Genomic DNA, 14,593 nt, shown 5'->3' on the forward strand with positions numbered 1-14,593 from the left:
GTTACAGCTCGTAGTTGTCGGCCGTCCCGCGCATCGCCGACTCGACCATCTTGCGGTTGAGCGTCGGCGCGAGCAGCTCGATGAAAGTATAAATATAGCTGCGCAAATAAGCGCCCTGCTTGACCGCCACCCGCGAGACGTTCATCCCGAACAGCTGGCCGACCGGGATCGCGCGCAGGTTGCGGTCGCGCTCCGGGTCGAAGGCCATGCCGGCGATGATGCCCACGCCCATGCCCAGCTCGACGTAGGTCTTGATGACGTCGGCGTCGATCGCTTCCAGCAGCACGTCGGGCTTCAGGTTGCGCAGTTCGAAGGCGTGGTCGATCTTGCTGCGGCCGGCGAAGGCGGCATCGTAGGTGATCAGCGGATAACTCGCAATCTCTTCCAGCGAAATCGCCTTCGACCGGGTCAGCGGATGCTCGTGCGGCAGCACCAGCACGTGTTCCCACTGGTAGCACGGCAGCGTGATCAGGCCGTCGACGGCGGCGATCGATTCGGTGGCGATGGCCAGGTCGGCCTGGTCGTTCTTGACCATCTCCGCGATCTGGCGCGGATTGCCCTGCAGCAGCGACAGCCGGACCTTGGGGAAGCGCTGCATGAAGGCCTGCACCACCTTCGGCAGCATGTAGCGGGCCTGGGTGTGGGTGGTGGCGATGGTGAAGCTGCCGCTGTCCTGGGCCGCGTATTCCTTGCCGATCCGCTTCAGGCTTTCGATCTCCTGCATGATCAGCTCGACGGATTCCAGCACCAGCCGTCCCGGCTCGGTCAGGCCGCGGATGCGCTTGCCATGGCGGGTGAAGATATCGACCCCGAGCTCTTCTTCGAGCTCGATGATGGCCTTGGAGACCCCGGGTTGGGACGTGAACAGCGCCTTGGCGGCGTCGGTCAGGTTGAAGTTCTGGCGGACCGCTTCGCGGACGAAGCGCAATTGATGTAGGTTCATTGCCCTTTTTGTATTGATAACAGCGGTATCCGCATTTTACAAGCTTGCTTATGCCGCTGGCTCATATAAGCAAATAAATTCTCAGTAGTTTGGAATAAGACGCCATTTTATTAATATTCCGCATAGTCTACCGGGCCCCTCGCCGTTTCATGAGGCGGGCGGCCGTAACCAGGATCCATGCCATGTACCGTTACGACCAATACGACCACCTCATCGTACGCGAGCGCATCGCCCAATACCGCGACCAGGTACAGCGCCGCCTCAACGATGAGCTGACCGAAGAAGAATTCCTGCCGCTGCGCCTGCAGAACGGCCTGTACATGCAGCGCCATGCCTACATGCTGCGCATCGCCGTGCCCTACGGCCTGCTCTCCACCAAGCAGCTGCGCATGTTTGCCCACATCGCCCGCACCTACGACCGCGGCTACGGCCACTTCACGACGCGCCAGAACATCCAGTTCAACTGGATCGAGCTGGAGCAGACGCCGGACATCCTGACCGACCTCGCCTCGGTCGAGATGCACGCGATCCAGACCTCGGGCAATTGCATCCGCAACACCACGACCGACCAGTTCGCCGGCGTGGCCGCGGACGAGATCATCGATCCGCGCCCGTTCTGCGAGATCATCCGCCAGTGGAGCACCTTCCACCCCGAGTTCATCGCCCTGCCCCGTAAATTCAAGATCGCCGTCAACGGCGCCGTCGCGGACCGCGCCGCGATCGCCGTGCACGACATCGGCCTGACCGCCGTGCGCAACGACGCCGGCGAAGTCGGCTTCAAGTTCATGGTCGGCGGCGGCCTGGGCCGTACCCCGATCATCGGCAGCGTCATCAACGAGTTCGTGCCCTGGCAGCACCTGCTGACCTACCTCGAGGCGGTCATGCGCGTGTACAACCAGTTCGGCCGCCGCGACAACAAGTACAAGGCCCGCATCAAGATCCTGGTGAAAGCCACCGGTCCGGAGGAATTCGCACGCCTGGTCGAGCAGGAATTCGCCGACCTCAAGGACGGCCCGGAGACCCTGACCCGCGAGGAAGTGGACCGCGTCGCCGCCTACTTCAACCCGCCGCCGTACGAGCAGCTGGAAAGCATCGATCCGCGCGCCGGCCATGAAGACAACAAGGCCTTCGCCAACTGGCTCCAGCGCAACGTCAAGCCGCACAAGATCCCGGGTTATGCCTCGGTCGTGCTGTCGCTGAAGAAGACCGGCGTGCCGCCGGGCGACGCCACCGCCGAGCAGATGGACTTCGTGGCCGACCTGGCCGACCGCTACAGCTTCGGCGAACTGCGCGTGACCCACGAGCAGAACCTGGTGCTGGCCGATGTCGAGCAATCGAAGCTGTTCGAGGTCTGGCAGCTGGCCAAGTCGAAAGGCCTGGCGACGCCGAACATCGGCCTGCTGACCGACATCATTTCCTGCCCGGGCGGCGACTACTGCTCGCTGGCGAACGCGAAATCGATCCCGATCGCGGCCGCCATCGCCCAGCGCTTCGACGACATCGATTACCAGCACGACATCGGCGACATCGAACTGAACATCTCGGGCTGCATCAACGCCTGCGGCCACCACCATGTCGGCCATATCGGCGTGCTGGGCGTCGACAAGGACGGCGCCGAGTGGTACCAGGTGTCGATCGGCGGCGCCCAGGGCAACCAGGCGGCGCTCGGCAAGATCATCGGCCCCTCGTTCTCGGCCTCGCAGATGCCGGAAGTCGTGCAGCGCCTGCTCGACGTCTACCTGCGCGAGCGCGTCGAGGGCGAGCGCTTCGTCGACGTCGCCCAGCGCCTCGGCATCGCGCCATTCAAGGAACATGTGTATGCCACGCCGATTCCGACCGGCGAACTGGCTGTCGGAGAAGACCAATATGCCTAATATTCAACAACACGCCCAGATCATCAAGGGCCGCGAGGTCGTCGCCGACGACTGGAGCGTGCTGCGCCTCGACGAGGGCGATGTGCCCGAGAGCATCGAGGTCCGGGCCGGCAAGGTCATCGTGCCGCTGAAGGTCTGGCAGGCGCAGCGCGACACGCTGCTCGCCCGCGCCGGCCAGATCGGCATCTGGTTCGCTTCCGACGAACTGGCGGCGAGCGTCAAGGAAGACCTCGACAAGTTCGCGCTGATCGCCGTCGACTTCCCGAAGTTCAGCGACGGCCGCGGCTATTCGATCGCCTTCAACCTGCGCAAGCGCCTCAGCTACACGGGCGAGTTGCGCGCGATCGGCGACGTGCTGCGCGACCAGCTGTTCCAGATGCAGCGCTGCGGCTTCGATGCCTATGCGACGCGCCAGGACCGCTCGATCCACGACGCCCTGAAGGGCCTGACCGTGTTTTCGGAAACCTACCAGGCGTCAATCGACCAGCCGCTGCCGCTGTTCCGCCGCCATCAGCGCGACGTTCCGCTGGAGCACAGCGACGTCGGCGCCGGTATCTAATCAGGTAACAGGAAGAAACCATGAGCGACCTGCACGCACGGGTAGAAGAAACCCGCGGCATCCTGGAGCGCATCGCGCGCGATTTTTCGCCGGCCGTGTTCGCATCGAGCCTGGCGGCCGAGGACATGGTCCTGACCGACCTGATCCTGAAAGCCGGCCTGCCGATCTCCATCTTTTCGCTGGAAACCGGCCGCCTGCACAAGGAAACCCTGGAAGTGCTGGACAAGGTCAAGGCCCACTACGGCCATGACATCGCCCTGTACCGTCCGCAGCCGGAACTGGTCGAGGAATACGTCAGCAAGAACGGCCTGAACGCCTTCTACGACAGCGTCGAGATGCGCAAGGGCTGCTGCCATGTGCGCAAGGTCGAGCCGCTCGGGCGCGCCCTGGCCGGCAAGAAGGCCTGGATCACCGGCCAGCGCCGCGCCCAGTCGACCACCCGCGCCGATCTGGCCGTGCAGGAAGACGACGCGGCGCACGGCATGGCCAAGTTCAACCCGCTCGCCGACTGGTCCGAGCAGGATGTCTGGGAATATATCCGCGCCAACGACGTGCCCTACAACAGCCTGCACGAGCGCGGCTACCCGTCGATCGGCTGCGAACCCTGCACCCGCGCGATCCAGCCGGGCGAGGACATCCGCGCCGGCCGCTGGTGGTGGGAAAACCCCGAATCCAAGGAATGCGGCCTGCACCTGGTCGACGGCAAACTCATCCGTATCAAATCCGTGGCCGCCTGAGCGGGACGGACGAACACAAGACATCCATAGGCACAGTCACCATGACGAATTTTATTGATATCCCGGCGGCGTCCAGCCCTGGCGCACTCGGCGACGTGAATGCGCGCCACCTCGACGCCCTCGAATCGGAAGCGATCCACATCCTGCGCGAAGTGGCGGCCGAGTGCGCGAATCCCGCCCTGCTGTTCTCGGGCGGCAAGGATTCCGTGGTGCTGCTGCGCCTGGCCGAAAAGGCCTTCCGCCCCGGTAAATTCCCGTTCCCGCTGGTGCACATCGATACCGGCCACAATTTCGACGAAGTGATCGCCTTCCGCGACGCCCGCGTTGCCGAGCTGGGCGAGCGCCTGATCGTCGGCTCGGTCGAGGAATCGATCAGGAAGGGCACCGTGCGCCTGCGCAATCCGCAAACCGACTCGCGCAACGCAGCCCAGGCCGTGACCCTGCTGGAGACCATCGCCGAGCACGGCTTCGACGCCTGCATCGGCGGCGCCCGCCGCGACGAGGAAAAGGCCCGCGCCAAGGAGCGCATCTTCTCCTTCCGCGACGAATTCGGCCAGTGGGACCCGAAAGCCCAGCGCCCCGAACTGTGGGACCTGTATAACACCCGCGTCCACCCGGGCGAGAACATGCGCGTGTTCCCGATCTCGAACTGGACCGAGCTCGACGTCTGGCAGTACATCGCCCGCGAAAAGCTGGCCCTGCCCCCGATCTACTATGCGCACGAGCGCCAGGTGATCCCGCGCAACGGCCTGCTGGTGCCGCTGACCCCGCTGACCCCGGCCCGCGAAGGCGAGCAGGTCGAGACCCGCACCGTGCGCTTCCGTACCGTCGGCGACATCTCCTGCACCTGCCCGGTGGCCTCGACCGCCTCGACCCCGGCCGACATCATCGCCGAAACCGCGATCACCCAGATCACCGAGCGCGGCGCGACCCGCATGGACGACCAGACCTCGGAAGCGTCGATGGAAAAACGCAAGAAACAAGGATATTTCTGATGAACGCCCGCATCGTCACCTCTGACAAAGACTTGAACCACGCCGCCGACCAGTCCGGCCAGGCCAGCCTGCTGCGCTTCATCACCGCCGGCTCCGTCGACGATGGCAAGAGCACACTGATCGGCCGCCTGCTGTACGACAGCAAGGGCATCTTCGCCGACCAGCTGGCGGCGGTGTCGCGCTCGAAGCACAAGCGCACCGTGGGCGACACGATCGACCTGTCGCTGCTGACCGACGGCCTGGAAGCCGAGCGCGAACAGGGCATCACGATCGACGTGGCCTACCGCTACTTCGCCACGCCGAAGCGCAAGTTCATCATCGCCGACACGCCGGGCCACGAGCAGTACACCCGCAACATGGTGACCGGCGCCTCGACCGCGGACGCCGTCATCATCCTGGTGGACGTGTCGAAAGTGAAGCTGAACGACGACGGCAGCGTCGAGCTGCTCACGCAAACGAAGCGCCACTCGACCATCGCCAAGCTGCTGCAGATCGAGCACGTGATCGTGGCCGTCAACAAGATGGACCTGGTGAACTACGACCGCACGGTGTACGAGCGCATTATCAAAGCCTACACTGGGTTCGCGCAGAGCCTCGGCCTGCAGGACATCACCGCGATCCCGCTGTCGGCCCTGGCCGGCGACAACGTGGTCGAGAAGACCGACAACATGCCGTGGTACCAGGGCCCGACCCTGATCGAACTGCTGGAATCGATCAGCGTGTACGACGAGACCCACGACGCGCCGTTCCGCTTCCCGGTGCAGCTGGTGGCGCGCCACAACGGCCACGAAGCCAACGATTTCCGCGGCTACATGGGCCGCATCGAGTCGGGCAAGGTATCGGTCGGCGACAAGCTGGTCGTGCAGCCGTCCGGCGTCGAAGCCACGGTCAAGGAAATCCAGACCTTCGACGGTTCCCTGCAAAGCGCGGTGGCCGGCCAGTCGATCACCCTGCTGCTGAACGAATACGTGGACATCTCGCGCGGCGACGTGCTGGCCGGGGCCGCACAACCGGCCACCCTGCTCAAGCAGGTCAAGGCCGACGTCTGCTGGATGGCCGACGAGCCGCTGGACGTGCGCCGCAAGTACTGGATCAAGCACGGCACCCGCCAGACCATGGCCAAGGTGAAGGCGATCGAGTCCATCCTGGACGTGAACACCCAGCAGCGCAGGCCGCTGGAAAACCCCGCCGACGGCCTGAAGCTGAACGACATCGCGCGCATCGAACTGGCCGTGCAGCAGCCGCTGGCCGCCGACGCCTACGAAGACATCCGCGCGACCGGGGCGTTCATCCTGATCGATGAAGTGACCCACCAGACCGTGGCTGCGGGTATGATCCGGTTGGGCGAATAAGTACTACGTCGTCCCCGCCTGCGCGCGGACGACGCGTATGTGAAAGGAAGATATGGCAGTGCTGGGAAAAGTGTATTTGATAGGAGCCGGTCCCGGCGCCGCCGATCTCATCACCGTACGCGGCGCGCGCCTGCTGGCGCAGGCCGACGTCGTGCTGTACGACGCCCTCGTCACTCCCGACATGCTGGAACTGTGCGCGCAGGCCGAGAAGATCTCGGTCGGCAAGCGCTCCGGCCAGCGCTCCACCGCCCAGACCCTGATCAACCAGCAGCTGGTCGACTGCGCCCGGCGTTTCAGGAACGTGGTGCGTTTGAAGGGTGGCGACCCGATGCTGTTCGGGCGCGCCGACGAAGAATTGCGCGCCCTCGAAGAAGCCGGCATCGAGGTCGAAGTCGTCCCCGGCATCACCACCGCGGTGGCCGCCGCCGCCGCGACCAGGCAGCCGCTCACCAAGCGCGGCGTGGCGCGCAGCGTCGCCTTCTTCACGTCCAGCACGGCGCCTGACCATCCGGAGCACCCCGCGCTGCCGGAAACCGACACCATGGTGCAGTACATGGGCGGGCGCGAAGCCGCCGCCACCGCCGAGCGCCTGCTCGCGCTCGGGCGCCGGCCCGAGCTGCCGGTGGTGGTGATCGAAAACTGCAGCCGTCCCGACCAGCGCATCCTGCGCCTGACCCTATCCGACCTGGCGCACGGCCTCGACACGGCGAGCGGCCCGGTGCTGGTGATGATCGGGGAGGCCCTCCAGCGCCGCCCCCACCAGGCGCCCGACTAACAACCCTCAGGGCCGCCATCGGGGTTTTTAACCCCAGGGAATGTAGCCGATTCCGTTCTCGATCGCCCCGATCACCTGGGCCTGGTTTTCCGCGCTCTCGCTGAAATTCACCAGCACCTCGGGACGCGGCGAGACCGCCAGCGTATGCAGCCAGTAGTCGTAGCCACCGGCATCCGGCTCGCGGTGCAGCACGTTGTGGTACAGCGCCTGCACGTACTGGGTATCGGTCGGGTTGGCGCCGTACATGCTGGCGAACTCCGCGCTGTGGATGAAACCGTCCGCCACGCTCTTCAGGCTCTGGCCCTTGTCCAGCGCATCGATCCAGTAGCCGACGCCCGCCTTGTCCGGGGTGCGGTTGAACGCGGCCTGGTACAGGCGGTAGGCTTCGCCGGCATTGCCGTGGATATCCAGCGCCACGTTCTGGTCGCTGAAATGGAGCCGCTCGACGTTCGAGAGCACGGTGGTGGCGCCGTTCGCGGAGTCGACGACCGACACCTTGCTGCCGTCGTTCGACAAGGCATACTGCGCGCGCAGGCTTCCGAACACCGCCGTGTCGACGCCGGCCGTCCCGGCCAGGTAGACCGGCGCCGGCACGCTGGGGCTGGTCGTCACCGGGGCCGTTGCACCGCTGCCGCTGCCACTGCCCGCGTTCGATTCCTGCGTGCCGCCCTGGACCGGCTCGGGGGCGACCTCCGCATTCGTGAAGACCCTGGCCTCGATCGACACGCCACCCGCCTGGCTGTCGACCCAGGCCGCGGCGAAGCCGCCGTTGTCCAGCGCCACCACGTCGGGACCGGACTGGTCGCCGGCGCGCATCTGGTTGATCTCGAATTCCTGCAGGTCGACCGCGCTGCCATCAAGGCCGAAGCGGCGGCCGAAGATGCCGCTGCCGTCGTAGTCGCCGGTCTGCGACTGCCAGGCGACCATGAAGCCGCCGTCGGAGAGCGCCGTCACCGCGGCGTCGTAGTTGCCGCTGCCGCCTGCCAGGTTGGCCTGTACCGGGCCGCCCAGGGCGTGGCCGGTGCTGTCGTACACCTGGAAGAAGATGTCGCTGCTGGCGAAGCCGAACGGCGCGTTGACGTAGCTGTCCCAGGCGATCACGAAGTTGCCGTTCGCGAGCGTGGTCACGTGGGGCAGCGGCGCCGCGGTCGCCATGCTGGCCGCGTAGCCGTCGCCGTTGACGACGAAGGGCTGGCCCGAGCCGCTGGTGGCGGCGTAGACGTTGCCGTCGTTGATCTCGCCCCAGGACACGACGTAGCCGCCAGTCTTCAGCGCCGCGATGCTCGGGCTGAAGGCCGACGCCAGCGCGCCGTAGTCCTTCTGCGCACCGGCCAGGCTGCCGTCGGCGGCCGCCTGCTGCACGTGGACCATGCCGCCGCTGCGCCAGCCGACCGCGAAGGAACCGTCGGCCAGGGTGGCGACAGTGGGCATGGCGGCATCGCCGGCGGCGCCGCCGTCGAGCACGTGCTCGGCGCCGGCGCCGCCGTTCGCGTCGACCACGCGGTAGGCGATGCGGGTGGCGCTGCCATCGCTCACGGAATACGCGACCACGAAGCGGCCGCCCGACAGCGCCGCCACCGCCGGCTCGCCTTCGATCTTCGCATCGCCGTTCGGGGTCAGCGCGAACGCCGCACCGGTGGCGGCGCCGCCGGCGTCGCGCAACTGGGCCCACAGGCCTGCGCTGGCGCCGCCCGCGACCGGAGCGCTGCCCTGCCAGACGGCGACGAAGCCGCCGTTCGACAGGGTCGCCATCGCCGGGTTGGCGTTCCAGGCGTCGCTGGCTGCGCCGAGTTTCATGTCGTTGCCGAAGCCGGGCAGGTCGTGCGTGACGCCGTCTTCCACCGTGTAGGACAGGGTGCGGGTGACGCCCTGGCCGGCGATCGGGTTGCCGTTGGTGTCGAGCTGGTAGCGGTCGTAGTAGTGGATCGTCACTGCCGCCGACAGGCCGGGCGGCGGCAGCTTGCCGGCGTCGGCGATCACCAGGCGCGCGCTGGTGTCCGTCGCCGGGTTGTAGGCGATCGAGAACAGGCCGGGCTGCGACTGGCTGTCGATCACCCAGCGGCCGCCCGTCAGCGAGCCGCTGTCGACCGGGGACAGCTGGTCGACCACGGCGCCCGCCTGCAGGGTCGAGAACATGGTGTCGTTCTCGCCGGTCAGGCTGGCCGGCGGGTTATCGACGATGACCGTGTTGTCCTGCGAGACCACGCTGCCGTCCGCCAGCTTGTAATGGGCGCCGAAGGTGTTCGGCGTCGTTACGTCGCCGGTAGCGGCGTCGAGGAAGCGCCACAGCGTACCGGTGGCCTGGACATAGGCGCCCTGCCCGTCGACCGGCACGCTGTACACGTTCCAGGTCTTGCCGTTATCGAAGCTGTACTGCAGCTGGCCGCGCGAAAACTGCTGGCCGGCCGCGCTGGAGACGTCGAAAGCGACCGCGGTCACCGCGCTCGATGCGGCGCCCGACGGCATGCTGGTGCCGGCATAGGTCCAGGTATAGCTCGCCCAGCCGGGGTGGACGTAGATATTGGTCGATGGGGTCGTCATAGGACATTATGATTCCCCATGGAAAATTCAAATGCAACGAGGAAATTGTTTCGCGCGCGAGAATTACGTCGGAAAGCAACAAAAGATTAGCCTGGAAATAACTCAGTTGGCATAAACCATTGCAGCGGTAACAACTCAGTTAACGAACATTCCAGGTGCCTCAACCAGGAAGCGCGGCCACGCAATACGCCGCCATCGCCGCCAGCACGCCCGGGTCCTCGCCGACCGCGGGCACGGTCGAGAACGCGATGTCGGGATAGGCGGCGTGCAGTTCGTCGACCAGTTTCGGCAGGTCGCGCAGCAGGTGCCCGCCCTGCCCCAGGAAGATCGGCACGATGGTGACTTCGCGCACCCCGCGCGCGGCAAGCAGCGCCACTTCATCGGGCAGGCTGGGCGTCATCAGCTCGAGGAAGGCTAGCGAGACGGCGACGTCGGGCCGCTGCTGCGCGGTCAGGTCGCGCAGGCGCTGGAACGGCGCGGCCCAGGAAGCGGCGCGGGCGCCGTGCGCGAACAGGATCAGGGCGCGTTGCATGAGGTCTCCTAGTGCCGCTCGACCCAGCGCAGGGCGCCGAGCGCGAGCAGCAGGAACAGCACGCTGGGCGCGGCGGCCGTCATGAAGGCCGGCCAGGTCGACAGCATGCCGATGTGCGAGAACAGGTTATTAATCAGCAGGAAGCTCACGCCGATCATGATGCCGATGAAGATCTTGAAGCTGACCCCGCCGCTGCGCACCTGCAGGTAGCCGAAGGGCAGCGCCAGCGCCATCAGCACGAAGATCGACAGCGGGTCGATCAGCTTGCGCCAGAAGGCGATCTTGAAGCGTTCCGTCTCCTGGCGGTTCTCGGCCAGGTGGCGCGTGTAGACCGCCAATTCGTTGGCCGACATCCGCTCGGGATCCGAGCGCGACACCGACAGGATCTTCGGCGTGATTTCCGATTCCAGGTCGAGGGTCGGCAGCTTGCGCGTGCTGACCGCGGCGGTCTCCTGGCCGAAGCTGTTCTGGATGCTCTGGCCGTTCGGCAGCGGCGCGCCGGGCGCCGGCAGGGTACGGCTGTTGGTGAACTGGGTCTCGGTCACGTCCTGCAGGCGCCAGGTGTGGTTGCCGCCGAAGTCGGCGCGCGCGGCCGTGATCAGGGCGCGCATGCGCATATTGTTGTCGAACTCGTAGAGCCGCACGTCGACCAGCCGGCCGTCCGGGCTGATCTGGCGCGCATTGAAGAAGCGCGAACCCGTCACCGGGCCTTTCGGGCCGCCCGCGTGGATGGTGTCCTTGGTCCACATCCCGGAACGGAATTCGGCGGACACCGTGGCGCCCTTGGCCGACAGGCGCAGGCGTTCGGCCAGCGGCGCGGTGCGCGGCGTGACCAGTTCGCCGAAGATGAAGGTGAGGACGACGAACACGATGCCGATCTTGAACAGCATCCAGGCCGCCATCCGGGTCGTCATCGAGGACGCGCGCATGATCGTGAATTCCGAGCTCTGGGCGAACTGCGCCATCGTGTAGATGGTGCCGATCAGGGCGGCGACCGGCATCACGCGGTACATATTACCCGGCACCAGCAACAGCACATAGAGCAGCGCGTGCTGGATCATGTAGCCGCCCTTGCCCACCGAAGGCAGTTCGCCGGTCAGGTCCATGAAGGCGGCCAGGGCCAGGAAGGCCACCAGCACGAAGGCCACCGCCTGGGCGATGCTGACGAAGAAGTAGCGCTGCAGGATCTTCATTTCGCGCCCTCCTTCGCGGCCGCGCTTTGCAGCAGGCGGCGGCGCTTCCAGGCGTTCGCCAGCAGCAGCGGGTGCCAGCGGTGGTGGATGTTCAGGCGCCAGGCGAACAGGCCCAGCGCGGCCAGCAGCACCAGCGCGTGCAGCGGCCACCAGGCGGCGCCGAAGCCCAGCTTGGCCTGCTTGACCGCCTGTTCCGCGGTCTTGGTCAGGTTCAGGTAGGTGAAGAAGATCAGCAGCGCCAGGATCAGGTTGGTCGAGGCGCCGGCGCGCGGATTGACGAAGCCGAGCGGGATCGCCAGCAGCATCAGCACCACGCACATGATCGGCCACGTGATGCGGTACTGGAGTTCGGCGTCGGCGTACTGGTTGCGCGGCATCGCCAGCAGCGCCGCCGTGGACATGCCTTCGACCTTCAGGTCGCCCATCACCGGCGCCTGGCTCCCGACCCGCATGCGGTAGCGTTCGAACTCCATCGACTGGAAGTCCGGCTTGCCGGGGGTGCCCTGGTAGCGGCGGCCGTTCTTCAGCACCAGGTACTGGCCGCCCTTGCCGTCCGGTTCGATCTGGCCTTCCTTGGCGACCACGGTGGTGTTCACGCCCTGGTCGATGGTATTCACGAACACGTTCTGCACCACGGTGGTGGAACGCGCGGCCGAACTTTCGACGAAGAACACGCGGTCGGCGGCCGCCGATTCGCGGAACTGGCCGGGCGCCACGCGCTGCAGGTCTTCGCGCTTCTCGAAGCGCTCGGTGAACTCGTTGCTCTTGAGCTGGGCCCAGGGAATGGCGACCAGCGAGATGACCGCCACCAGGATCACCAGCGGCAGGCCGAACACCAGCACCGGCGCGATCCAGCGCGTCAGCGACTGGCCGGAGGCGAACCAGACGACCATCTCGGAATCGCGGTAGCTGCGCGTGATCACCACCAGCACCGAAATAAAGCTGGTGAGGATCAGGATAGTTGGCAGATAATTCAGCACCGCAAAAGCGATCAGTGCCAGCACGTCGCCGGACGCGACCTTGCCCCCCGCCGCCTTACCCAGGATGGTGATCAGGGTCCAGGTGACGAGGATGGAAAACAGGACGGTGAAGGTTGCGCCGGCGACGCTGGCCAATTCACGCTGTAGGGCGCGTCGGAAAATCATTCGATAGTTATAATTGCAGGTTGGGCAGACAGGCAGGCGTCGATCACGCGGATGCCTCGGCCTCGAATAGACAAACGGAGAACCAAATGGACTTTAGCATAAAAGCATTCGACACAAAAAACACGCTGGCGGCAGCCAAATCCGGCTGCATCGCAGTCGCAGTGTTCGAGAACAAGAAACTGTCGGAGGCCGCCAAAGCCCTCGACCTGAACGGCGAGATTGCGGCCGCCGTCAAGTCGGGTGACATCTCCGGCAAGGCCGGCACCACCCTGCTGCTGCGCGGCGTGGCCGGCGTGAACGCCGCCCGCGTGCTGCTGGTGGGCATGGGCGCCGACGAAGCGGTCAGCGAGAAGAACTTCGCCGGCGCCGTCACCGCCGCCCTGAAGGCCTTCTCCACGCTGGGCGCGCAGGATGCCATTATCGCATTCCCGCTGGAGAATGTGAAAGAGCGCGATCTGGCCTGGGCCATCCGCAGCATCGTGGTCGCCGCCGGCGAAGCGGAATTCCGCACCGACGCGCAAAAGAGCAAGAAGGACCCGGTACCGACCGGCGTGCGCAAGCTGGCGCTGGCCGTCCCGCAGGCCACCCCGCAGGTCAAGGCCGTGCTGGCCCAGGCCCAGGCGATCGCCAACGGCATGAACCTGACCAAGGAACTGGGCAACCTGTCGCCGAACGTCTGCACCCCGACCTACCTGGCCAACACCGCCAAGAAGCTGGCCGGCGACTACGGCTTCGACATCGAAGTCCTGGAGCGCAAGCAGCTCGAAGCCCTGAAGATGGGCAGCTTCCTGTCGGTCACCCGCGGCAGCGACGAACCGCCCAAGTTCATCGTCCTGAAGCACAACGGCGGCAAGAAGAACGAAGCGCCGGTGGTCCTGGTCGGCAAGGGCATCACCTTCGACACCGGCGGCATCTCGCTGAAGCCGGGCCCGAACATGGACGAAATGAAGTACGACATGTGCGGCGCCGGCTCGGTGCTGGGCACCTTCCGCGCGATCGGCGAGATGGGCCTGAAGCTGAACGTGGTCGGCATCGTGGCGGCCTGCGAGAACATGCCCTCGGGTCATGCGACCAAGCCGGGCGACATCGTCACCGCGATGAACGGCACCACCATCGAGATCCTGAATACCGATGCGGAAGGCCGCTTGATCCTGGCAGACGCCCTGACCTACGCCGAGCGCTTCAAGCCGGCCGCGGTGGTCGACATCGCGACCCTGACCGGCGCCTGCATCGTGGCGCTGGGCCACCACACCTCGGGCCTGTTCACCCGCCACGACGACCAGCACAACGCGCTGGCCGAAGAACTGATGGACGCCGGCCGCCAGGCAGGCGATGCCGCATGGCGCCTGCCGATCGGCGAACAGTACAACGAGCAGCTGAAGTCGAACTTCGCCGACCTGGCGAATATCGGCACCCCGGGCGGCGCCTCGATCACCGCGGCGTGCTTCCTGGAGAACTTCACCCGCAACTACACCTGGGCCCACCTGGACATCGCCGGCACCGCCTGGAAATCGGGCGCGGCCAAGGGCGCGACCGGCCGTCCGGTGCCGCTGCTGACGACCTTCCTCCTGAACCGCGTGTAATCCGCGGATTCGACGCAAAAAAGGACGCCGCGGCGTCCTTTTTTTATTTGTGATGACCCGTCCTGGAATAAGTTGACACTTCTGAGGAGTGTTCAATGGATACCAGGGAAAAACGAACCCAGCGTGACTACACGCTGGCTTTTAAATTGGCAGTGGTCGATGAGGTTGAAAGAGGCGAACTGACATACAGACAGGCACAACGACGCTATGGAATCCAGGGGCGATCGACAGTGCTGGTCTGGCTTCGTAAGCATGGGCGACAGGATTGGAGTAGTCTCAAAGGACCGAACCGGCACAGGAGCGATCCCGTGAGCAAGCAAGCCAAACCACAGACGCCAGAGCAGCGCATCAAGGATCTTGAAAT

At 65.7% G+C, this 14,593-nt stretch carries 12 protein-coding genes and 1 pseudogene; 8 read left to right on the top strand and 5 right to left on the bottom strand.

The window, feature by feature from the left end; translation table 11 throughout:
- Position 1: 1 nt before the first annotated feature.
- The gene (locus tag AC3A6M_RS11685) at positions 2-943 is read right to left on the bottom strand and encodes a CysB family HTH-type transcriptional regulator (protein WP_487852887.1); all 942 of its coding nucleotides are present in this window, start codon (positions 941-943) and stop codon (positions 2-4) included.
- 182 nt (positions 944-1,125) lie between these two features.
- On the opposite strand from AC3A6M_RS11685, the gene AC3A6M_RS11690 reads away from it, so the two are divergent.
- From AC3A6M_RS11690 to cobA, 6 genes are read left to right on the top strand one after another with little or no spacing between them, the layout of a single operon-like run.
- A complete protein-coding gene (locus tag AC3A6M_RS11690; protein WP_487852888.1) occupies positions 1,126-2,817 on the top strand; it encodes a nitrite/sulfite reductase in 1,692 nt (563 codons plus the stop codon).
- Entirely contained in the window at positions 2,810-3,376 is a 567-nt protein-coding gene (locus tag AC3A6M_RS11695; RefSeq protein ID WP_487852889.1) for a DUF934 domain-containing protein, read from the top strand. The genes AC3A6M_RS11690 and AC3A6M_RS11695 overlap by 8 nt, the downstream gene beginning before the upstream one ends.
- Before the next feature lie 20 nt (positions 3,377-3,396).
- Positions 3,397-4,113 (top strand): phosphoadenylyl-sulfate reductase, encoded by a 717-nt coding sequence (locus AC3A6M_RS11700; RefSeq protein WP_487852890.1) that lies wholly within the window; start codon positions 3,397-3,399, stop codon positions 4,111-4,113.
- A gap of 41 nt (positions 4,114-4,154) precedes the next feature.
- Positions 4,155-5,108, top strand: coding sequence for a sulfate adenylyltransferase subunit CysD (gene cysD / locus AC3A6M_RS11705; protein WP_487852891.1), 954 nt, complete (start codon positions 4,155-4,157; stop codon positions 5,106-5,108).
- Positions 5,108-6,460: a sulfate adenylyltransferase subunit 1 gene (locus AC3A6M_RS11710; RefSeq protein ID WP_487852892.1), complete on the top strand. Its 1,353-nt coding sequence runs from the start codon at positions 5,108-5,110 to the stop codon at positions 6,458-6,460. Before cysD ends, AC3A6M_RS11710 begins: the two co-directional genes overlap by 1 nt.
- Before the next feature lie 52 nt (positions 6,461-6,512).
- Complete coding sequence (gene cobA, locus AC3A6M_RS11715) at positions 6,513-7,235, top strand: uroporphyrinogen-III C-methyltransferase (RefSeq protein WP_487852893.1); 723 nt, start codon at positions 6,513-6,515, stop codon at positions 7,233-7,235.
- A 27-nt stretch (positions 7,236-7,262) separates the two neighbouring features.
- Here cobA and AC3A6M_RS11720 read toward each other — a convergent pair whose 3' ends face one another.
- The 4 genes from AC3A6M_RS11720 to lptF form a co-directional block, all read right to left on the bottom strand.
- On the bottom strand, positions 7,263-9,776 hold the full coding sequence (locus AC3A6M_RS11720) for a DUF4214 domain-containing protein (RefSeq protein ID WP_487852894.1): 2,514 nt from the start codon (positions 9,774-9,776) through the stop codon (positions 7,263-7,265).
- A 160-nt stretch (positions 9,777-9,936) separates the two neighbouring features.
- A complete protein-coding gene (locus AC3A6M_RS11725; RefSeq protein ID WP_487852895.1) occupies positions 9,937-10,308 on the bottom strand; it encodes a sirohydrochlorin chelatase in 372 nt (123 codons plus the stop codon).
- 8 nt (positions 10,309-10,316) lie between these two features.
- Positions 10,317-11,501, bottom strand: coding sequence for an LPS export ABC transporter permease LptG (gene lptG / locus AC3A6M_RS11730; RefSeq protein WP_487852896.1), 1,185 nt, complete (start codon positions 11,499-11,501; stop codon positions 10,317-10,319).
- Complete coding sequence (gene lptF, locus AC3A6M_RS11735) at positions 11,498-12,646, bottom strand: LPS export ABC transporter permease LptF (protein ID WP_487852897.1); 1,149 nt, start codon at positions 12,644-12,646, stop codon at positions 11,498-11,500. The genes lptG and lptF overlap by 4 nt, the downstream gene beginning before the upstream one ends.
- Before the next feature lie 86 nt (positions 12,647-12,732).
- Here lptF and AC3A6M_RS11740 point away from each other — a divergent pair, with 86 nt between their 5' ends.
- Both AC3A6M_RS11740 and AC3A6M_RS11745 read left to right on the top strand, forming a co-directional pair.
- The gene (locus AC3A6M_RS11740) at positions 12,733-14,229 is read left to right on the top strand and encodes a leucyl aminopeptidase (protein WP_487852898.1); all 1,497 of its coding nucleotides are present in this window, start codon (positions 12,733-12,735) and stop codon (positions 14,227-14,229) included.
- A 95-nt stretch (positions 14,230-14,324) separates the two neighbouring features.
- A pseudogene (locus AC3A6M_RS11745) lies at positions 14,325-14,593 on the top strand (IS3 family transposase); the annotation flags it as partial.

This window comes from Telluria sp. Soil_C_11 (assembly GCF_057657395.1).

What these genes read in the sequence shown, in the direction of transcription:
- cysD (WP_487852891.1), top strand. Translation starts at nt 4,155, where the DNA reads ATGACGAATTTTATTGATATCCCGGCGGCGTCCAGCCCTGGCGCACTC.
- AC3A6M_RS11695 (WP_487852889.1), top strand. Translation starts at nt 2,810, where the DNA reads ATGCCTAATATTCAACAACACGCCCAGATCATCAAGGGCCGCGAGGTC.
- AC3A6M_RS11685 (WP_487852887.1), bottom strand. Translation starts at nt 943, where the DNA reads ATGAACCTACATCAATTGCGCTTCGTCCGCGAAGCGGTCCGCCAGAAC.
- AC3A6M_RS11700 (WP_487852890.1), top strand. Translation starts at nt 3,397, where the DNA reads ATGAGCGACCTGCACGCACGGGTAGAAGAAACCCGCGGCATCCTGGAG.
- lptF (WP_487852897.1), bottom strand. Translation starts at nt 12,646, where the DNA reads ATGATTTTCCGACGCGCCCTACAGCGTGAATTGGCCAGCGTCGCCGGC.
- AC3A6M_RS11690 (WP_487852888.1), top strand. Translation starts at nt 1,126, where the DNA reads ATGTACCGTTACGACCAATACGACCACCTCATCGTACGCGAGCGCATC.
- AC3A6M_RS11725 (WP_487852895.1), bottom strand. Translation starts at nt 10,308, where the DNA reads ATGCAACGCGCCCTGATCCTGTTCGCGCACGGCGCCCGCGCCGCTTCC.
- AC3A6M_RS11740 (WP_487852898.1), top strand. Translation starts at nt 12,733, where the DNA reads ATGGACTTTAGCATAAAAGCATTCGACACAAAAAACACGCTGGCGGCA.
- cobA (WP_487852893.1), top strand. Translation starts at nt 6,513, where the DNA reads ATGGCAGTGCTGGGAAAAGTGTATTTGATAGGAGCCGGTCCCGGCGCC.
- AC3A6M_RS11720 (WP_487852894.1), bottom strand. Translation starts at nt 9,776, where the DNA reads ATGACGACCCCATCGACCAATATCTACGTCCACCCCGGCTGGGCGAGC.
- lptG (WP_487852896.1), bottom strand. Translation starts at nt 11,501, where the DNA reads ATGAAGATCCTGCAGCGCTACTTCTTCGTCAGCATCGCCCAGGCGGTG.
- AC3A6M_RS11710 (WP_487852892.1), top strand. Translation starts at nt 5,108, where the DNA reads ATGAACGCCCGCATCGTCACCTCTGACAAAGACTTGAACCACGCCGCC.